This window comes from Agromyces protaetiae, assembly GCF_004135405.1.
GTDB classification, from domain to species: Bacteria; Actinomycetota; Actinomycetes; order Actinomycetales; family Microbacteriaceae; genus Agromyces; species Agromyces protaetiae.
The window spans coordinates 831,415-849,583 of record NZ_CP035491.1; the positions used below are offsets into that span (position 1 = coordinate 831,415).

Annotated in this window: 16 protein-coding genes and 2 tRNA genes; 2 read left to right on the plus strand and 16 right to left on the minus strand. The window is 67.6% G+C overall.

All coding sequences use genetic code 11. The features are described 5' to 3' along the window. Position 1: 1 nt before the first annotated feature. The gene (locus ET445_RS03835) at positions 2-547 is read right to left on the minus strand and encodes a peptidylprolyl isomerase (protein WP_129188991.1); all 546 of its coding nucleotides are present in this window, start codon (positions 545-547) and stop codon (positions 2-4) included. Positions 548-666: 119 nt separating this feature from the next. Between ET445_RS03835 and ET445_RS03840 the strand changes: the two genes are divergently transcribed. Both ET445_RS03840 and ET445_RS03845 read left to right on the plus strand, forming a co-directional pair. Continuing rightward, positions 667-1,182, plus strand: coding sequence for a hypothetical protein (locus ET445_RS03840; protein ID WP_129188993.1), 516 nt, complete (start codon positions 667-669; stop codon positions 1,180-1,182). 571 nt (positions 1,183-1,753) lie between these two features. Next, positions 1,754-1,993, plus strand: a complete 240-nt coding sequence (locus tag ET445_RS03845; RefSeq protein ID WP_129188995.1) for a hypothetical protein — start codon at positions 1,754-1,756, stop codon at positions 1,991-1,993. Positions 1,994-2,082: 89 nt separating this feature from the next. Here ET445_RS03845 and ET445_RS03850 read toward each other — a convergent pair whose 3' ends face one another. The 15 genes from ET445_RS03850 to dnaA all read right to left on the minus strand — a co-directional run bounded on the left by ET445_RS03850 (position 2,083) and on the right by dnaA (position 17,817). Next, positions 2,083-2,526, minus strand: a complete 444-nt coding sequence (locus ET445_RS03850) for an NUDIX hydrolase (RefSeq protein ID WP_129188997.1) — start codon at positions 2,524-2,526, stop codon at positions 2,083-2,085. Between the two features lie 74 nt (positions 2,527-2,600). Then, positions 2,601-3,641 carry an L-glyceraldehyde 3-phosphate reductase gene (gene mgrA / locus ET445_RS03855; RefSeq protein WP_129188999.1) on the minus strand — a complete coding sequence of 347 codons (1,041 nt, stop codon included), beginning with the start codon at positions 3,639-3,641 and terminating at the stop codon, positions 2,601-2,603. A 64-nt stretch (positions 3,642-3,705) separates the two neighbouring features. Then, on the minus strand, positions 3,706-3,963 hold the full coding sequence (locus tag ET445_RS03860) for a DUF6510 family protein (RefSeq protein WP_129189001.1): 258 nt from the start codon (positions 3,961-3,963) through the stop codon (positions 3,706-3,708). Beyond that, complete coding sequence (locus ET445_RS03865) at positions 3,960-4,760, minus strand: FAD-binding oxidoreductase (RefSeq protein WP_243695312.1); 801 nt, start codon at positions 4,758-4,760, stop codon at positions 3,960-3,962. Before ET445_RS03865 ends, ET445_RS03860 begins: the two co-directional genes overlap by 4 nt. After that, entirely contained in the window at positions 4,757-5,347 is a 591-nt protein-coding gene (locus tag ET445_RS03870) for a molybdopterin-dependent oxidoreductase (protein ID WP_129189003.1), read from the minus strand. Before ET445_RS03870 ends, ET445_RS03865 begins: the two co-directional genes overlap by 4 nt. Before the next feature lie 97 nt (positions 5,348-5,444). Then, positions 5,445-7,223, minus strand: coding sequence for a DUF4082 domain-containing protein (locus tag ET445_RS03875; RefSeq protein ID WP_165314288.1), 1,779 nt, complete (start codon positions 7,221-7,223; stop codon positions 5,445-5,447). A 159-nt stretch (positions 7,224-7,382) separates the two neighbouring features. Further along, positions 7,383-7,455, minus strand: a tRNA-Ala gene (locus ET445_RS03880). Between the two features lie 41 nt (positions 7,456-7,496). Further along, positions 7,497-7,570, minus strand: a tRNA-Ile gene (locus ET445_RS03885). Between the two features lie 120 nt (positions 7,571-7,690). After that, positions 7,691-8,095, minus strand: coding sequence for a DUF3566 domain-containing protein (locus tag ET445_RS03890; RefSeq protein ID WP_129189007.1), 405 nt, complete (start codon positions 8,093-8,095; stop codon positions 7,691-7,693). Between the two features lie 7 nt (positions 8,096-8,102). Further along, positions 8,103-10,739, minus strand: coding sequence for a DNA gyrase subunit A (gene gyrA, locus ET445_RS03895; RefSeq protein WP_129189009.1), 2,637 nt, complete (start codon positions 10,737-10,739; stop codon positions 8,103-8,105). A 74-nt stretch (positions 10,740-10,813) separates the two neighbouring features. Continuing rightward, the gene (gene gyrB / locus ET445_RS03900) at positions 10,814-12,832 is read right to left on the minus strand and encodes a DNA topoisomerase (ATP-hydrolyzing) subunit B (protein WP_129189011.1); all 2,019 of its coding nucleotides are present in this window, start codon (positions 12,830-12,832) and stop codon (positions 10,814-10,816) included. A 123-nt stretch (positions 12,833-12,955) separates the two neighbouring features. Further along, positions 12,956-13,426, minus strand: coding sequence for a DciA family protein (locus ET445_RS03905; RefSeq protein WP_129189013.1), 471 nt, complete (start codon positions 13,424-13,426; stop codon positions 12,956-12,958). Then, positions 13,419-14,666 (minus strand): DNA replication/repair protein RecF, encoded by a 1,248-nt coding sequence (gene recF, locus ET445_RS03910; RefSeq protein ID WP_129189015.1) that lies wholly within the window; start codon positions 14,664-14,666, stop codon positions 13,419-13,421. Before recF ends, ET445_RS03905 begins: the two co-directional genes overlap by 8 nt. A gap of 81 nt (positions 14,667-14,747) precedes the next feature. Further along, entirely contained in the window at positions 14,748-15,896 is a 1,149-nt protein-coding gene (gene dnaN / locus ET445_RS03915) for a DNA polymerase III subunit beta (RefSeq protein ID WP_129189017.1), read from the minus strand. Positions 15,897-16,284: 388 nt separating this feature from the next. Next, entirely contained in the window at positions 16,285-17,817 is a 1,533-nt protein-coding gene (dnaA, locus tag ET445_RS03920; protein WP_129189019.1) for a chromosomal replication initiator protein DnaA, read from the minus strand. Positions 17,818-18,169 lie beyond the last annotated feature (352 nt).

The window sequence follows — 18,169 nt, forward strand, 5'->3', positions numbered from 1 at the left end:
GTCAGCGAGGGTCGACGGTGACCGACTCGATCACGACGTCCTCGAGCGGCTTGTCACGGCCGTCGGTCGCGACGGTGGCGAGCTTGTCGATGATCGCCTGGCTCGCGGCATCCGTCACCTTGCCGAAGATCGTGTGCTTGCCCTGCAGCCACGTCGTCGGAGCGACCGTGATGAAGAACTGCGAGCCGTTCGTGCCGCCGCCCGTGAAGCGGTCGCGGCCGGCGTTCGCCATGGCGAGCACATAGGGCTCGGTGAAGTCGAGCTCTGGGTTGATCTCGTCGTCGAACTGGTAGCCGGGGCCGCCGATGCCCTGACCGAGCGGGTCGCCGCCCTGGATCATGAAGCCGGGGATGATGCGGTGGAAGATGACGCCGTCGTAGAGCGGGTCGGTGCTCTTCTTGCCGGTGGCGGGGTGCGTCCACTCCTTCGCGCCCGTGGCGAGGCCGACGAAGTTGTCGACCGTCTTCGGTGCGTGGTGTCCGTACAGTTCGACCTGGATCGGTCCGAGAGTGGTGTTGAGCGTCGCGATCGCGGTAGGAATCGGCATTCCGCCATTCTCTCATGTCGGATTCGGGCGTCGGCGCGTCTTCATCCGACTCCCATCCCGTTTCCAGGCTGTTCGGTGGCAAGATGGAAGCACTCGCTGCACATCGATGGAGGTCGGGGATGAGCCTGTCACGCAAGCGCAAGAAGGAACTGAACCAATTGCGCAAGAGTGCCGAGGATCTGTGGTCGAACCAGCAGACCGTGCTGGCCCACGCCAACAGCGTCGCGCAAGAGGCCAGCCGCCAGCTCGGCCACCTCACGCGCGAAGAGGTCGCACCTCGCGTGCGCACCGGCTATGAGACGTACGTCCGGCCGAGCCTCGACCAGGCGAAGGGCTTCGCGCGCGCCGCCGGCGACACCGCCGAGAAGACGCTCGGCACCGCGCTCGGCTCGATCCTCGCGGTCGGAGACCTCGCGAACGATGTCCGCGTCCAGCGCGCGGTCGCCCGCGTGTCGCCGCGCACTGCCGCGGCGATCGCGCCCGAGAAGAAGCGCGGCTTCGGCGCCTACCTCGCGATCGGCGCCGGCGTCCTCGCCGCCGCCGGAGTGGCGTACGCCGTCTGGCAGACGTTCCGCGCCGACGACGAACTGTGGGTCGCCGACGACGAGCCGCCGACAGCCGGCGCCGCGTCCTGAGTTTCCGAAACGGCCCCTCGCACCAGGCGAGGGGCCGTTTCGCATGCCCAGGGAACGCTCCGAGGATGCCTCCGCTGACACCCCGCTCAGTGCAGACCCTGAAATCCGGCCGATCTGCGATGTCTTTCGGCCAAAGGGTTGCGGTTCCGCCAACTCCCCCGCTACTGTCGTCACTTGGTTCCGTCGATCCAGAGAGGAGAAGTCCGATGATGCCGAAGATTCCCGCCGTTCGCCACGGCTTCGCCCCGGTCGACATGACGGCCTGCTGACCGCTCGATCCGTCAGCTGACCGCGACCTCACGGCTCGCCGTGTCGCCCCGTCGCCCCTCCGCGTGAATCCGTCCGCAGCGCTCCGCTGTCCGTCGCGCCCCGCGCACACTGCCGCCCGCCATTGAGCGGCCCGGCACGGCCGCGATTCACGCCTCACCGGCGCACACCTCCTCACCGCGTTCGTCTCCACGACGTGAACCGGTCCGGACTGCGCGCGCCCCGAGGCATCCGCTCACGTCACGTCACCCACGCCGAGCGTGCACCCGCGCGCCCGGCAACCCTCGAAGAAGAAGGAAACACCGTGAACACCGCACTCACCGCAGTCGCTTCAGCCGGAAGCACCCGCGTCCGACAGCGAACCCGGCTCGCGCACGAACGCGCCGCGATCCGACTCGGGCTCGCCCTCGTCGCCTGGGGCCGCCGCGGCCAGGCCCGCCTCACGCACGAGGCAGTCGCCGAAGCCCGACGGATCCAGGCCGAGACGAACGCCGCGCACCTCGCGCACGTCACCGACGCCAACCTCCGATTCCGCGGATTCTGACGCGCATGCGCACCGCAGGGATCCCGACGACGAACGGCCCCGTCCGCTTTGGACGGGGCCGTTCCTCATTTCAGCCGGGATGTCTCGCCCTACGCCGCAGGCGGCACGCCGTCTGCCGGCTCGGCCGCGTTCAGTCGGAGCGCGATGTCGACGAGCCCGACGCGCTTGAGCCGCGGCACCTCTTCCAGCGGGAACCAGCGCGCTTCGTCGCTCGACCCGCCGACCTCGTTGCGGATCTCACCGCCGACGACGTGCGCGCGGTAGACGACCCGCATCGCGTAGAGCGGGGCCTGACCGGTCCGTCGTTTCGCCACCGGGATCACCATCGTGTCGATCCCGAGCTGCCGGTCGACCTCCGCCACGTACCCGGTCTCCTCGGTCACCTCGCGGCGCACCGCTTCGATCGGATGCTCCTCGCCCTCGATGCCGCCGCCTGGCAGCGTCCACCCCGACCGCCCGTGCTCGTTCCAGTGGGCGAGCAGGATGCGCCCGTCGTCGATGACGACCGCGTACGCCGCGATGCGGATGTCCATCCGGCCAGCGTACTCACCGTCGGCATTCACATCGTCGATGTCCACAACGTCTGTAGCGACCATCGGGCGACCGCTCAGACCTCGCCCTTGCGGGCACCGGCCCACAGGTCGACGCGAGCGTCGCTGACGGCGAGGTCGTCGATCGCTTCGAGCTCCTCGCCCGTGAACGACAGGTTGCCGAGGGCTGCGACGTTCTCGTCGAGTTGCGCGACGCTCGAGGCGCCGATGACGAGCGAGGTCACGCGCGGGTCCCGGAGCGCCCACGCGAGCGCGAGCTGCGAAAGCGACTGGCCACGTGCGACGGCGAGCTCGTTGAGCCCGTTGAGCCGTTCGACGACGTCGGGCGTGATCGTCGTCGGGTCGAGTGACTTCCCGGCCATCGCGCGCGAGCCCTCGGGCACGCCGCCGAGGTACTTGCCCGTGAGCAGACCCTGCGCGAGCGCGCTGAAGCCGATGACGCCGACGCCGAGCTCGTCGGTCGCGTCGAGCAGGCCCTCGGTCTCGATCCAGCGGTTCAGCATCGAGTACGAGGGCTGGTGGATGAGGAGCGGCGTCCCGAGGTCGCGCAGGATCGCGGCCGCCTGCCGGGTGCGCTCGGCGTCGTACGACGAGATGCCGACGTAGAGCGCCTTCCCCTGCTGCACGGCGGTGTGGAGCGCTCCCATCGTCTCCTCGAGCGGGGTCGACGCGTCGAGCCGGTGCGAGTAGAAGATGTCGACGTAGTCGAGGCCCATCCGTGTGAGCGACTGGTCGAGCGACGCGAGCACGTACTTGCGACTGCCGCCGCCCTGCCCGTAGGGCCCCGGCCACATGTCCCAACCGGCCTTCGTCGAGATGACCAGTTCGTCGCGGTACGGCGCGAAGTCCTCGCGCATGAGCCGGCCGAAGTTGATCTCGGCGGACCCGTACGGCGGTCCGTAGTTGTTCGCGAGATCGTGATGGGTGATGCCGAGGTCGAACGCACGGCGGCTGATCGCGCGCTGCGTCTCGAAGGGGCGGTCGTCGCCGAAGTTGTGCCAGTACCCGAGCGAGAGCGCCGGCAGGTCGAGGCCCGACCGGCCCGTCCGTCGGTACTGCATCGAGTCGTAGCGGTCGTCGCGAGCGAGGTAGGTCATGTGTCAACGATGCCATTGAATGCGCGCGGATGTGTCGGGGCGGATGCCTCGGGCTCGGCGCTGTTCACTCCATCCGCTCGATCGTGCCGATCCCGGCGAGGCTCGCCGACACCCGACCGTCGCGGTGCACGGCGACGACGAGCACGCGGTCGCACCGTCGGCACCGGCCGACCATACCCATCGCCGACGCGTACACGGCGATCTCGGCGAGCATCGCCGCAGTGCCGCAGCCGCCGCACGTCGCCTCGACATCGGTGAGGTCGTCGCCGAACACCTCGGCCAGGTCGCCCGCGAGCGCGTTTCCATCGAGCAGTTGCATCATGCCCCTCCGAACCGTTCGGTGCGTATCGAGCGCGGGTCGTGCCCCGCCGCGACCAGCGTGTCGGCGATCGACTCGACGAACGGCGTCGGCCCGCACACGAACACCCGTGGGTTCTGCTCGGGCGGCCAGACCGCCGCCGCGAGCTGGTCGGCCGTGAGTCGGCCGGGCGGCCGGGCGTCCCCGTCGGGCGCCTTCCGCGTGTACGCGAACGACACGTCGATCGCGCTCGGCGGGAACGCCGCGATTTCCTCCTTGAAGAAGACATCGACGGGCGTCCGCACCGAGTAGAGCAGGCGGAAGGCCGTCGGGTCCCCTGCCTCCGCATGCGCCATCGCCATCGCGTACAGCGGCACGACTCCCGAACCGCCCGCGATGAGCTGCACCGGCCGCAGCGCGCCGCCCGAGGCATCCGTCGCATCCGAAGCATTCGTCGCGCTCGAGACATCCGCCGTCGAATCGGCCGCCCCCGGCGGACGCCACACGAAGAACGCGCCGAGCGGACCGTGGATCTCGACCTTGTCGCCCACCTGCAACCCCTCGACGAGGAATGGCGACACCTCGCCGCCCGGCACCTCGGCGATCGCGAGCACGACGCGCGTCGACGCGCCCGAAGACGCGATCGAGTAGGACCGGCTCGCCTGATACCCGTCCTCGGCCGTCAGCCGGATGTCGAGGTGCGAGCCCGCATCGTTGCCCGGCCACGTCGAGATGTCGAACTCGATCCGCCTCGCGGTCGGAGTCTCGGGGTGCACTGCGGCGACCGTCGCCGTATGCCACGCGGCACGCGGCGCGCTCACCAGTAGCGCTCTTCCTTCCAGGGGTCGCCGTGCAGGTTGTAGCCGTTCTGCTCCCAGAAGCCGGGCTCGTCGTCGCTCATCATCTCGAGGCCGCGCACCCACTTCGCGCTCTTCCAGAAGTACAGGTGCGGCACGAGCAGTCGCGCGGGCCCGCCGTGCTCGGGATCGAGCGGTTCGCCGTCGGCTTCGAACGCGACCCACGCCTGCCCGTCGAGCAGCTCGTCGAGCGGCACGTTCGTCGTGTACCCGCCATAGCTGTGCGCCATGACATAGTCGAGCGAGGTTTCGATGTTCTCGAAGACCTTGTCGAGCGGCACGCCCCGCCACCCCATGCCGAGTTTCGTCCAGTGCGTCACGCAGTGGATGTCGACCGTGACGTCTTCGACGCCGAGCGCCTGGAACTCGTCCCAGTTCCACTCGTGACTGCCTGACTCGGTCTTGACCTTGAACGACCACTCGTCGGTCGAGATCTGCGGTGTCGGCCCGGCAGACAGCACCGGCCAGTCTTCGACGAGCGTCTGGCCGGGTGGCAGTCGCGGGTCGCGATCGTGTGCACGTCCTGAGAAGCCTCGCGTGATGAACGACATGGCCGCCCCCTTTCCGACCTGCCCACGTTAGCGCCGGACATGAGGGATTGTCACCGGGGTTGGGACGGATGCCTCGGCACTGAGTGCCGACCGCGGGTCAGTTCCAGATCGCCGCGAGGCGTGCCGGCGACGGCACAGGCACGAGCGCGTCGATGTCGGCTAGCGTGAGCGTTCCGAGTCGACCGAACCCTCGGGCGCCGTCGCTGCTCTTCGAGTTCGACACCGACGCGAACGAGTACGCCGGCGAAATCGATCCGGCGACGACGCTGTCGGTCACGGTGAGACCCGACCATGCGCCGTGCCAGAGGTTCGCGAGCGTGATGGGGTCGCCACCCGCGTACATCGGGTACCGGAGTTGACCCGTCGTGCCGCCGAAGAAGGCCGAGTGCCGGATCGTGCCGCCGACGTTCCCGCCCGCCATGATGCCCTGGTCGGAGGACTGGAAGAGCGCCGAGTCCTCGATCGTCACGTTCGAGATCGTGCCGTCGCCCGACGTCGTCACGAACTGCAGGGTGTCGATGTGCGTGCTCGCCTTGTTGGGCTTGTAGTTCGGGGCGGCGTAGAACCCGGCGAACCGCAGCCCGTCGATGTCGAATCCGCCCGCCGACTTGACCTCGACCCGGTCTCCCGTCGCACCGTTCGTCTGCTCGGAACCCGCAACGACCTCGACGATCTCGACGTCGCGGACGCCGTTGTCGGCGTTCGCCGTCACCAGCAGGGTCGGGACCTCCGTGAAGCCGAGCGCGAACGACTCGGAGTTGCGGACCATGACCGGCTGGGCGGAGAAGTCGATGCCGACGATCGAGACGCCCCGGACGCCGACGAACGCCACGCCCGCGCCCGTCCCGACCTTGACCGTCCCGACACCATCGCACGGGGTGACAAGAATGCGGCTCGCTCGCGCGGCGTTCCCTATGCTCTGCAGCACCCCCTTCGAGCTCGAGGCCGAACCGTTCCCGCCCGGGATGGTTCCGGGCGAGACGCAGACGACGACCGGATCGGTCGAGTTCGCATTCGCGGTGATCGCCGACGCGATGGCAGACCAGGATGCCGCGACCCGAACCGTGCGGGCGCCGTCGGCGTGCGGGGTACGGGCCGGCCAGTGGGAGCCGTCGGGGCCGAAGGACGTGCTGACGTCGGGTTGTTCCGGCGCCGGCTCGGGCTCCGCGGCGCCATCGCCCGGATCCGGCTCCGGTGCGGGAGTCGGAGTCGGGGTCGGCGTGGGCGTCGGGCTCGGCGGTGCGACGGTCGCGTCGCTCGTGAACACGACGTCGACGAGCAGGCTGTAGCCCTCGGCACCCGCGGTCGAGGAGGGGAACCCAGTCGAGTTCGCGTATCGGTACACCCCGGCGTTCGCCGGCACCGCGATGCCGTTGATCGTCTGATCGCGTGTGAAGGCACCGGATGTCGCGGGGAACTTTCCGTTCGAGTCGAACACGCTGACCGTGTACGTCGCACCTGCCGTGAGGTCGACGTCGACCGGAACCGTGCGCCAGCCGATCGCAGCCGACGGGTTGACGGAGACCCGCGCGAGCAGCGCGCCCGTGCTCGACCAGACCGACGCGCTCGTCACGCCCGAGTTCGACACGTTCTGGTAGAACTGCACACCCGAGAGCGTCCCGGCGGTCGTCGGCGAGAACCTCGTGCCCAACTCGATCTTCGCACTGTCGGGCACGCTCGCGATCTCGGGCGTCGCGCCGTCTGAGATGACCCCGACCGCCGGCGACACCGCCGCGGCGGCCCATGGCGTGAGCACCGCTCCCCCGACGAGCGCTGCGGCCGCGACGATCGCGGCCGTCAGCCGACGGACCCTCCGGCGCGTTGCGCGCTGCGGTCGAATCGATGCGATTCCTGAAACGACGGTAGTCGAGTCCACGTTTCCCCCAAACGTCTCGAAGTTCGATCGCAGTGAACCGCGCACACCTGAACGGCACGTGACGCACTGACGACCGGCGCCCCGACCCCCTCGAGACGCCCCGGCCGAAACAACACCGCACCACTCTGTTGCGAGCGGTGCGGTAATTCGGCGACGGGGTGGAGCCTAGGAGATTCGAACTCCTGACATCCTGCTTGCAAAGCAGGCGCTCTACCAACTGAGCTAAGGCCCCGTACGAGTGCGAAGCACTCGGGATGTGGAGTTGTAACAGAGTGGGGATACGAGGACTTGAACCTCGGACCTCTTCGTTATCAGCGAAGCGCTCTAACCGCCTGAGCTATATCCCCGGAACCGGTGCGGGCCCGGAATCGGTCTTGGCCGTTTCGGGCCGTAGGACAGATTACCCGACCGATCGCGAAAGTCCGAATCGAGGTCGAATCGGGCGGCGCGAACACCGTGGCATCCGGTCAGTTGTTGGTGAATCCGACCAGTAGACCGCCCGTGATCTTGACGCTCAGGTTGTACAGCACCGCGACGACCGCGCCGAGCACGGTCGTGACGACGAGGTTGATGAGCGAGCCCACGACCGCGAAGCCCATGACGTTCCCGAGCGAGAAGATCGCCGTCAGGTCGGTGCCCGCGCCGGCGACGTCGCGCACGATCGAGTTGACCTGGTCGAAGATCTCGGTCGAGTTCAGCACCGTGAAGAGCAAGAACGTCGCCACGAGGTTCACGACCGCGAGGCACACTGCCACGAGGAACGAGAGCTTCACGGCCGACCAGAAGTCGATGTAGACGAGCCGCAGACGCACCTGCTTGGCAGGCGGCTTACGGGTCGACTTGCGTGCGAGCTTGTCGGCGACGTTGCTCATGGAACGATCACTCCTCTTCCGCGGTCTTCGCCGCCTCGGGTTCGGCCGCCTCGGCTCCGTCGGCTTCCTCTACGAGGTTGCGTTCGGAGTTCTTCGCGACCGCGATGATCTTGTCGTCTTGCGCGAACTTCGCGAAGACGACACCCATCGTGTCCCGGCCCTTGGCGGGCACCTCGGCGACGTCAGAGCGTACCACCTTGCCGCTGGCAAGAACCACGAGAACCTCGTCGCTGTGGGAGACGGTGAGCGCCCCCGCGAGAACGCCCCGTTCGTCGGAGAGTTTGGCGACCTTGATGCCGAGACCGCCGCGCTGCTGGCGGCGGTACTCCTCGATGCGGGTGCGCTTCGCATACCCGCCCTCGGTCACGACGAAGACGTACGTGTCGGTCGGGCTGACCTTCTGGCCCGGCACGTCGTCGGCCTCGGGCGCCGACCCCGAGACATCCGAAGCCTCGTTCTCGAGACCCTCGGAAGACCCGACGACGGATGCCTCGAGCAGCGAGTCGCCGCCACGGAACGACATGCCCTTCACACCCGACGTCGCGCGGCCCATCGGCCGGAGCGCCTCGTCGTTCGCCTCGAAGCGCAGCGACATGCCGTGCTTGGAGACGAGGAGGATCTCGTCACCCTCATCGGCGAGCATCGCGGAGACGAGCTCGTCGCCCTCGCGCAGGTTGATCGCGATGACGCCGCGCGAGCGGTTCGTGTCGTACGCCGTGAGCTCGGTCTTCTTCACGAGTCCCTCGCGCGTCGCGAGCACGAGATAGTTCGCCACCCCGTAGTCGCGGATGTCGAGGATCTCGGCGATCTGCTCATCGGGCTGGAGCTCGAGCAGGTTCGCGACGTGCTGGCCCTTCGCGTCGCGCCCTCCCTCTTGCAGCTCATACGTCTTCGCCCGGTACACCCGGCCCTGGTTCGTGAAGAACAGGAGCCAGTGGTGCGTCGTCGTCACGAAGAAGTGCTCGACGACGTCGTCGGCGCGAAGCTGTGCGCCCTTGACGCCCTTGCCGCCGCGGTGCTGCGAGCGGTAGTTGTCGCTGCGCGTGCGCTTGACGTACCCGCCGCGCGTGACCGTGACGACCATCTCTTCTTCAGGGATGAGGTCTTCGATCGACATGTCTCCGTCGAAGCCCGGCACGATGTGCGTGCGGCGCTCGTCGCCGAACTTGTCGGCGATCTCACGGAGTTCGTCGGCGATGATCGTGCGCTGACGCGACGGCGTCGCCAAGATGTCTTTGTAGTCGGCGATCTTCCGCTCGAGCTCGGCCGCGTCATCCATGATCTTCTGACGCTCGAGCGCCGCGAGGCGCCGCAGCTGGAGCTCAAGGATCGCCTTCGCCTGCAGTTCGTCGACGTCGAGGAGCGCGATGAGGCCCTCGCGGGCTTCGTCGACCGTCGGCGACCGGCGGATGAGGGCGATGACCTCGTCGAGCGCGTCGAGCGCCTTGAGGTAGCCGCGGAGGATGTGTGCGCGCGCCTCGGCCTCGTTCAACCGGTACTGCGTGCGGCGCACGATGACGTCGACCTGGTGGTCGACCCAGTGCGCGATGAACCCGTCGATCGAGAGCGTGCGCGGCACGCCGTCGACGATCGCGAGCATGTTCGCGCCGAAGTTCTCTTGCAGCGACGTGTGCTTGTACAGGTTGTTGAGCACGACCTTGGCGACCGCGTCGCGCTTGAGCACGATCACGAGGCGCTGCCCCGTGCGCGCCGACGACTCGTCGCGGATGTCGGCGATGCCCGCGATCTTGCCGTCTTTCACGAGCTCGGCGATCTTGATCGCCAAGTTGTCGGGGTTCACCTGATACGGAAGCTCGGTCACGACGAGCGACGTGCGACCCTGGATCTCTTCGACCGACACCACTGCACGCATCGTGATCGACCCGCGGCCCGTGCGGTAGGCATCCTGAATGCCCTTCATGCCGAGGATCTGCGCGCCCGTCGGGAAGTCGGGACCCTTGATGCGCTGGACGAGCGCCTCTTGCAACTCCTCGTGCGTCGCGTCGGGGTGCTCGAGCGCCCACAGGGCGCCGTCGGCGACCTCGCGCAGGTTGTGCGGCGGGATGTTCGTCGCCATGCCGACCGCGATGCCGACCGAGCCGTTGACGAGCAGGTTCGGGAACCGCGCCGGGAGGACCGTGGGCTCTTGCGTGCGGCCGTCGTAGTTGTCTTGGAAGTCGACGGTATCTTCTTCGATGTCGCGCACCATCTCCATGGCGAGCGGCGACATCTTCGTCTCGGTGTATCGGTGGGCGGCCGCGCCGTCGTTGCCCGGCGAGCCGAAGTTGCCCTGGCCGAGCGCGAGCGGGTAGCGCAGCGACCACGGCTGCACGAGTCGCACGAGCGCGTCGTAGACCGACGAGTCGCCGTGCGGGTGGAACTGACCCATGACATCGCCGATGACGCGCGTGCACTTCGAGAACGCACGGTCGGGGCGGTACCCGCCGTCGTACATCGTGTAGATCACACGGCGGTGCACGGGCTTCAGGCCGTCGCGCACGTCGGGCAGCGCACGCCCCACGATCACGCTCATCGCGTAGTCGAGGTAGGAGCGCTGCATCTCGAGGTTCAGATCGACCTGGTCGATCTTCCCGTGGATGTGGCCGTCTTCGCCGTTCGGCTCGGTCGTGTTCTCGTCAGTCATTCTTCGTCAGTCTCGTCGTCTCTCGCGGCCGGCGATCGGGGGGCGGATGTCGCGTGCGCGACCTGTGCGCCCGATCAGATGTCGAGGAAGCGCACGTCCTTCGCGTTCTTCTGGATGAAGCTCCGGCGGCTCTCGACGTCGTCGCCCATGAGAGTGGAGAACACCTCGTCGGCTGCGGCGGCGTCCTCCATCGTGACCTGCAGCAGCGTGCGGGTTTCGGGGTTCATCGTGGTGTCCCACAGCTCTTCGGGGTTCATCTCGCCGAGACCCTTGTAGCGCTGGACGCCGTTCTCTTTCTGCAGGCGCTTGCCCGCGGCCTGGCCCGCCTCGAGCAGCGCGTCGCGCTCGCGGTCGGAGTAGACGTACTCGTGGTCGGAGTTCGTCCACTTGAGGCGATAGAGCGGCGGCTGTGCGAGGTACACGTAGCCCATCTCGATGAGCGGGCGCATGTAGCGGAACAGCAGCGTGAGCAGCAGCGTCGTGATGTGCTGGCCGTCGACGTCGGCGTCGGCCATGAGCACGATCTTGTGGTACCTGGCCTTGTCGGGGTTGAAGTCCTCGCCGATGCCCGTGCCGAACGCCGTGATCATCGCCTGGATCTCGGTGTTGGCGAGGGCCCGGTCGAGGCGCGCCCGCTCGACGTTCAGGATCTTGCCGCGGAGCGGCAGGATGGCCTGGGTCTCGGGGTTGCGGCCCTGAACGGCGGAGCCGCCGGCGGAGTCGCCCTCGACGAGGAAGATCTCGCTCTTCCACGGGTCGCGGCTCGAGCAGTCTTTCAGCTTGCCGGGCATGCCGCCGCCCTCGAGGAGGCCCTTACGGCGCGTCGCCTCGCGCGCCTTGCGCGCGGCGATGCGAGCGGTCGCCGCCTGCAGCGCCTTGCGGATGATCTCGCGCGCCTGGATCGGGTTGCGGTCGAACCAGTCGCCGAGCTGATCGCCCGTCACGCGCTGCACGAACGACTTCGCCTCGGTGTTGCCGAGCTTGGTCTTCGTCTGGCCCTCGAACTGCGGCTCGGAGAGCTTGACCGAGATGACGGCCGTGAGACCCTCGCGCACGTCGTCGCCCGAGAGGTTGTCGTCCTTCTCCTTGAGGATGCCCTTCTCCCGCGCGTACCGGTTGACGAGGGTCGTGAGCGCGGCGCGGAAGCCCTCTTCGTGGGTGCCGCCCTCGTGCGTGTTGATCGTGTTCGCGTACGTGTGCACCGACTCGGTGTAGGCCGTGGTCCACTGCATCGCGACCTCGAGGGCGATCATGCGCTCGGTGTCTTCGGACTCGAACGAGATGATCTCGTCGTTGACGAGGTCGGCCTTCTTCGACCGGTTGAGGTACTCGACGTAGTCGACCAGGCCGCGGTCGTAGATGAACGTGTCGGTACGGGGGCCTGCGGTCACGTCGTCGGGGCTGTCGACGTCGGCCGGGTCGACGATCTCGTCGGCGTGACGGAGGTCGGTGAGCGTGATGCGGAGGCCCTTGTTGAGGAACGCCATCTGCTGGAAGCGTGCGCGGAGCGTCTCGTACTCGAACTCGACGGTCTCGAAGATGTCGGGGCTCGGCCAGAACGTGATCGTCGTGCCGGTCTCGTCTTCGGGGATCGCCTCGTCTTCGGAGAGCGGAGCGTCGGGGACGCCGACGGTGAAGGACTGGCGCCAGACGTGGCCTTCGCGCTTCACTTCGACATCGAGCTTCGTCGAGAGCGCGTTGACGACCGACGAGCCGACGCCGTGGAGGCCGCCCGAGACCGCGTATCCGCCGCCGCCGAACTTGCCGCCCGCGTGGAGGACGGTGAGCACGACCTCGACGGTCGAGCGACCCTCGGTCTTGTGGATGCCGACCGGGATGCCTCGACCGTTGTCGATGACCCGCACCCCGCCGTCGGCGAGGATCGTCACATCGATGTCGTCTGCGAAGCCTGCAAGCGCCTCGTCGACCGAGTTGTCGACGATCTCGTACACGAGGTGGTGGAGCCCTCGCGGCCCGGTCGAACCGATGTACATGCCGGGGCGCTTGCGGACCGCTTCGAGACCCTCGAGTACCTGGATCGCATCGGCGCCGTATTCGGGCGCACTCTGGGCCTTCGTCGGTTCCGCTGTCATGGGTGAATCAGGCTCCAAACCGTCGTTCTAGCGACAGTCGATCCTATCAAACAGCGCCTCCCGAAAGCCTCGAAACAGGCCGTTTCAGGCGATCACGCGACCTACTCGACCGTTTTTCGCCTCTCAGCCGTAGGTATCGCGCGGACCGCGGCCTGGAACCGATCTGGGGCCCCTTTTCCAGGTGGGGGCGTCGGGCCCTTGGAAGCGGATCGTCTCGACGCCCGCCTCGGGGTACTTCTCCACGATGCGCGTGACGAGCTCGGTGCGAAGGAGCCGGAGTTGCGCCGCCCACGCCGTCGACTCGCACTTCACCTGCAGGACGCCGCCCTCGATGCCGATCGGCTCGGTGTGCTTCGCGGTCTCTTCGCCCGCGACCTCGGCCCACGATGCGAGCAGGTCGTGCTGCGACAGCGGGCCGCTCCAGCCGAGCGAGGTCGAGAGCTGGTCGATCGCATCGCCGAGCGCGCGCGGGTCGCGGCCGGGAGTGAACGGCTCGCTTCCGGTACGCGGCACAGCGCGCAACGAGCGCGGCCGCGGCCGGGTATCACCGAAGATCTCACGGAAGTGCTGGTACACGCGCGCCGCTTCAGACATGGGCCGCCCCGTTCGCGTCGAAGGATGCTTCGGATGCTTCGGATGCTTCGAGCTCATCGTCGACGATCCGGCCGCCGTGGATCCGCACGATGCGCGCTGCGAGCGGCGCAGGGACATCTTCGAGCACTGCCGCCGTCACGAGCACTTGTTCGTAGTCGCCGATGGCGGCGGCGAGCTTCTCCCGGCGGAGCCGGTCGAGTTCGGCGAACACGTCGTCGAGGACGAGCACCGGGTCACCCGTCGACGAATCCTGTCGGAGGAGTTCGGCAGAAGCGAGCCGCAAGGCGAGGGCGAACGACCAGGACTCGCCGTGGCTCGCATAGCCCTTCGCCGGGAGCCCGTTCAGCAACAGGAGCACATCGTCGCGGTGCGGCCCCGCGAGGGTGACCCCGCGCTCGAGCTCCTTCGGCCGGAGCCGGGCGAGCGCCGCGGCGAAACGTGCGGACGTGGCATCCGGAGTGCCGCCCTCTCGCTGGTCGAGTAGCGCGGAGCGCGTATCGAGACCTCCCCCGTCGGCGTCCCCGACATCTTCCGCATCCGCCCCGTCGATCGACAGCACCGGGCGCAGCCCGGGCGCGTGATCGGCATCGACGATCCCGCGGTAGGCGGCCGCGAGCGGCTCGGCGAGCTCGGCGACGAGGGCGAGCCGTTCGTCGATGATCTCGGAACCGAGCGCCACGAGCCGCTCATCCCAGATGTCGAGGGTCGGCAGCGCCGAGGCGGCCAATCCTCGCGCACGGGCACTCTTCAGCAGCGAGTTGCGCTGCTTGAGGACCCGCTCATAGTCGGACATGACGCCCGCGAGCCGCGGAGAGCGCTGCACGAGGAGTTCGTCGAGCAGGCGGCGACGCACCGACGGTTCGCCCCGCACGATCGCGAGGTCTTCGGGCGCGAAGAGCACCGAGTGCGCGTAGCGCGGAATCTCGCGAGGCTTGACGACGCCGCGATTGAGCTGCGCCTTGTTCGCGCCCTGGCGGTTGAGCTGCAGTTCGACGAGGACCCGGCGTTCACCGTGCGCGAGGACCGCCCGGATGATCGCGGCTTCGGCGTCGGCCTTGATGAGGGCCTGGTCGCCCGAGACCCGGTGCGAGCCGAGGGTCGCGAGGTACCCGATCGCCTCGACGAGGTTCGTCTTGCCCTGTCCGTTGCGGCCGACGAGGACCGTGGCGCCCGGGCCGAGCTCGACGTCGGCCGTCTCGTAATTGCGGTAGTCGGTCAGGGAGAGTCGGGCGACGTGCATGCGCGACCTCCGTTCCGGCATCCGACCTGATGCGACTCGAACAACGCTACCCGCGGGCGCCGACGTCGGCGGCTGCCGAGCTCAGCGCAGGAGCAGGTTCGGCTGCAGGAGGTACCGGTACGTGTCGGCGCCGGCCTGCTCGCGCGATGTCTGGCTCGTCACGAGCACCGGCCCCGGCTTGTTCGGGTTCTCGGTCTTCGTGAACGAGATGCGCACGAACTCGCTCGGCACAGCCGAGAGTCCGTCGAGGAGGAACTGGGGCTTCAGCGAGACGACGGTGTCGTCGCCCGTGAGGATCGCATCGACCTGCTCGGACGCCTGCGCCTGCTCGCTGCCGATCGCTTCGAGCACGAGGCCGTCTTGGGAGAACGAGTAGCGGAGCGCGGCTTCGCGCTCGAGCACGAGGGCGACACGGCGGGTCGCCTCGATGAGCTCGGCCGTGTTTAGCACGGCGTAGTTGTCGACCGTGTCGGGGAACAGCCGTCGGACGGGCGGGAAGTTGCCCTTGATGAGGAGGCTCGTCACGGTCTTCTTCTCGGCGCTGAACGCGATGAGCTCGCGGTCGTCGCGGCTCGTGATTGCGATCGCGATGTTGCCGGAGTGGCCGAAGGTCTTGCCGACCTCTTGCAGGGTGCGGGCCGGCACGAGCGCCGTGAGCGCCTCTTCGGATGCGACGCCGCCTCCGTCCCACTCGATCTCGCGGATCGCCACGCGGTAGCGGTCGGTCGCGACGAGGCTCAGGCTGTTCTCGCGCACCTCGAGCTGCACACCGGTGATGACCGGAGTGACGTCGTCGCGGCTCGCGGCAACGGCGACCTGCGAGACCGCAGCCGAGAACTCGTCAGCGGGGACCACGCCCGACTGCTCGCCGATCTCGGGGATCGACGGGTATTCCTCGACCGGCATCGACAGGAGGGTGAAGCTCGCCGATCCGCACGTGACCGAGATGCGCGAGTCTTCGGTCGCGACCCGTACGGGCGCGTTCGGCAGGCGGCCGGCGATCTCGGCGAGGAGCCGGCCAGAGACGAGCACCGTGCCGGGCTCTTCGACGTCGGCCTGGATCTCGGTCTGAGACGACACCTCGTAGTCGAAGGAGGAGAGCACGAGACCGTCGGCATTCGCCTGGATGAGGACGCCCGAGAGGATCGGCAACGTCGTGCGCTGCGGAAGCAGCTTGACGGCGAACGACACGGCCTCACTGAAGACGTCGCGATTGACCTGGAACTTCACGGTTCTCCTTCGTGGAGGTGCGGAATCGAACCCCATGCTATCGGCACCGCTCTGCGCAGATGAGTTTCGACCGAACCCGACTTCGAGGTTGTCGAGCGCCCCGAATCATTAACTCTTTCTCTTAACGGTGTTAACCGTTGTGGGAACTGTGGATGGTGTCAGGAGATCCGCGGAATGATGCCGATCACACCCCCTCGCGTCTGTGGACAGTGTGTGGAATTGCGATCGGGCGCACCGGACCTCCGTTTCTCGCCAGAGGCCGTCATCCACAGGCGCGACGACCGTGTCAACAGCCGCCAGGCGGTTGCTCGTTAACAATCCACAGCTTTTCCACAATTGTGAGGAACCCCGTTCAGGGGGCCGCAGACGGCCGCGGAGGGACATCCGATCAGCGGTATCGACCGCTCTGCTTGATGCGCGCGGTCAACTCCATGACCTGGTTGTAGATCGACCGGCGCTCCTTCATGAGCTCCGAGATCTTCTTGTTGGCATACATCACCGTCGTGTGATCGCGGTTGCCGAAGAGCTGCCCGATCTTCGGCAGCGACAGGCTCGTGAGCTCGCGGCAGAGGTACATCGCGATCTGGCGCGCTGTTGCGACGGCTTGCGAGCGGCTCGAGCCGTACAGGTCGTCGACCGTGAGCTTGAAGTAGTCGGCCGTCGCCGTGATGATGTCGACCGGCGACACGACGTTGTCGGAGTCGTCGGTGATGAGGTCCTTCAAGACCGTCTGCACGAGCGGCATGTCGACGGGCGTGCGGTTGAGGCTCGCGAACGCCGTCACGCGGATGAGCGTCCCCTCGAGCTCCCGGATGTTCGACGACACCTTCGACGCCATGTACTCCAGGATGTCGTCGGGCACCTGCAGGCGCTCGGACTGCGCCTTCTTGCGGAGGATCGCGATGCGCGTCTCGAGGTCGGGCGCCTGCACGTCGGTGATGAGACCCCACTCGAAGCGGCTGCGCATGCGGTCCTCGAAGCCCGTGAGGTGCTTCGGCGGAACATCGCTCGTGATGACGACCTGCTTGTTGTGGTCGTGCAGCGTGTTGAACGTGTGGAAGAACGCCTCTTGCGTCTCGGCCTTGCCCTGCAGGAACTGGATGTCGTCGATCAGCAGGATGTCGATGTTGCGGTAGCGCTGCTGGAAGAGCGAGCCGCGGTTGTTCGCGATCGAGTTGATGAAGTCGTTCGTGAACTCCTCGGAGCTCACGTAGCGCACGCGGATGCCCGGGTACAGGCTCATGGCGTAGTGGCCGATGGCGTGCAGGAGGTGGGTCTTGCCGAGGCCCGAGTCGCCGTAGATGAAGAGCGGGTTGTAGGCCTTCGCCGGCGCTTCCGCGACCGCGACGGCGGCCGCGTGCGCGAAGCGGTTCGACTGGCCGATGACGAAGCTGTCGAAGGAGTACTTCGGGTTCAGACGCGAGTCGCGAGGGCGATCGCCACCGGATGCCTCGAACGCGGCGTGCGGGGCCTGGGAGAAGTCGGATGCCTCGACCGCGTCTTCCGCGTACCCGCTCGCCGCGCTGCCGAGAGCGCCGGAGCCGAGCCCGCCGCCTGAGCCGGCCGGAACCGCCGCCCCGATTCCGCCGCCGATGCCTGCGATGCCGGCCGGAACGCGAGGCGCAGCCGACGGCTCCGCCGCTCGCGGCTCCTCGAGCTCGGGGTTCACGACGACGTAGAAGGAGGTGACCGGGCTCGGCTGCTCGATCGCGCCCATCGCTTGAAGCAGCGGGACGCGCATGCGCTGGTTGAGCATGCTCGCCGTGAAGTCGTTCGGCACTTCGAGGTAGAACGTGCCGCCGCCGATGCCCTTCGGCTCGACGAGGTTCAGAAAGCCCTGGAGCATCGGGGTGATGGTCTCGTCGACCGAGAGTCGTTCGAGGACCGTCGCCCATGTCTCTGAGATGGGCTGTTCCGTCATCGTTCCCCGCATTCGTCTGGGTGCCTGTATGCGCCGTTCATCGATCCCCCATCGAGCGAACGGCCTGGGCGAAGAGTTTCACAACGTTATCCACCGCCTGTGTGCAGTTTCACCACGATCCGCGGATTTTCGCGGTCTAGGCTGGGGATAACTGGTCTCAAACCGTATCGAACTCCTCGCGTCCCCGACAAATGCCCCGAACGGGATCCGCTTTCCGGGCGTGTCGCTCCACAGGCGATGTGCAGGTCGTTGGGATACTGTCAGGTTCGTTCCGCGCCTCCTCATCGGCGGCCGGTTTGACCGCGCGACCGCAAGGCCGTAGTTTTAATCAGTTGACCGTAGCCCCTCGGGG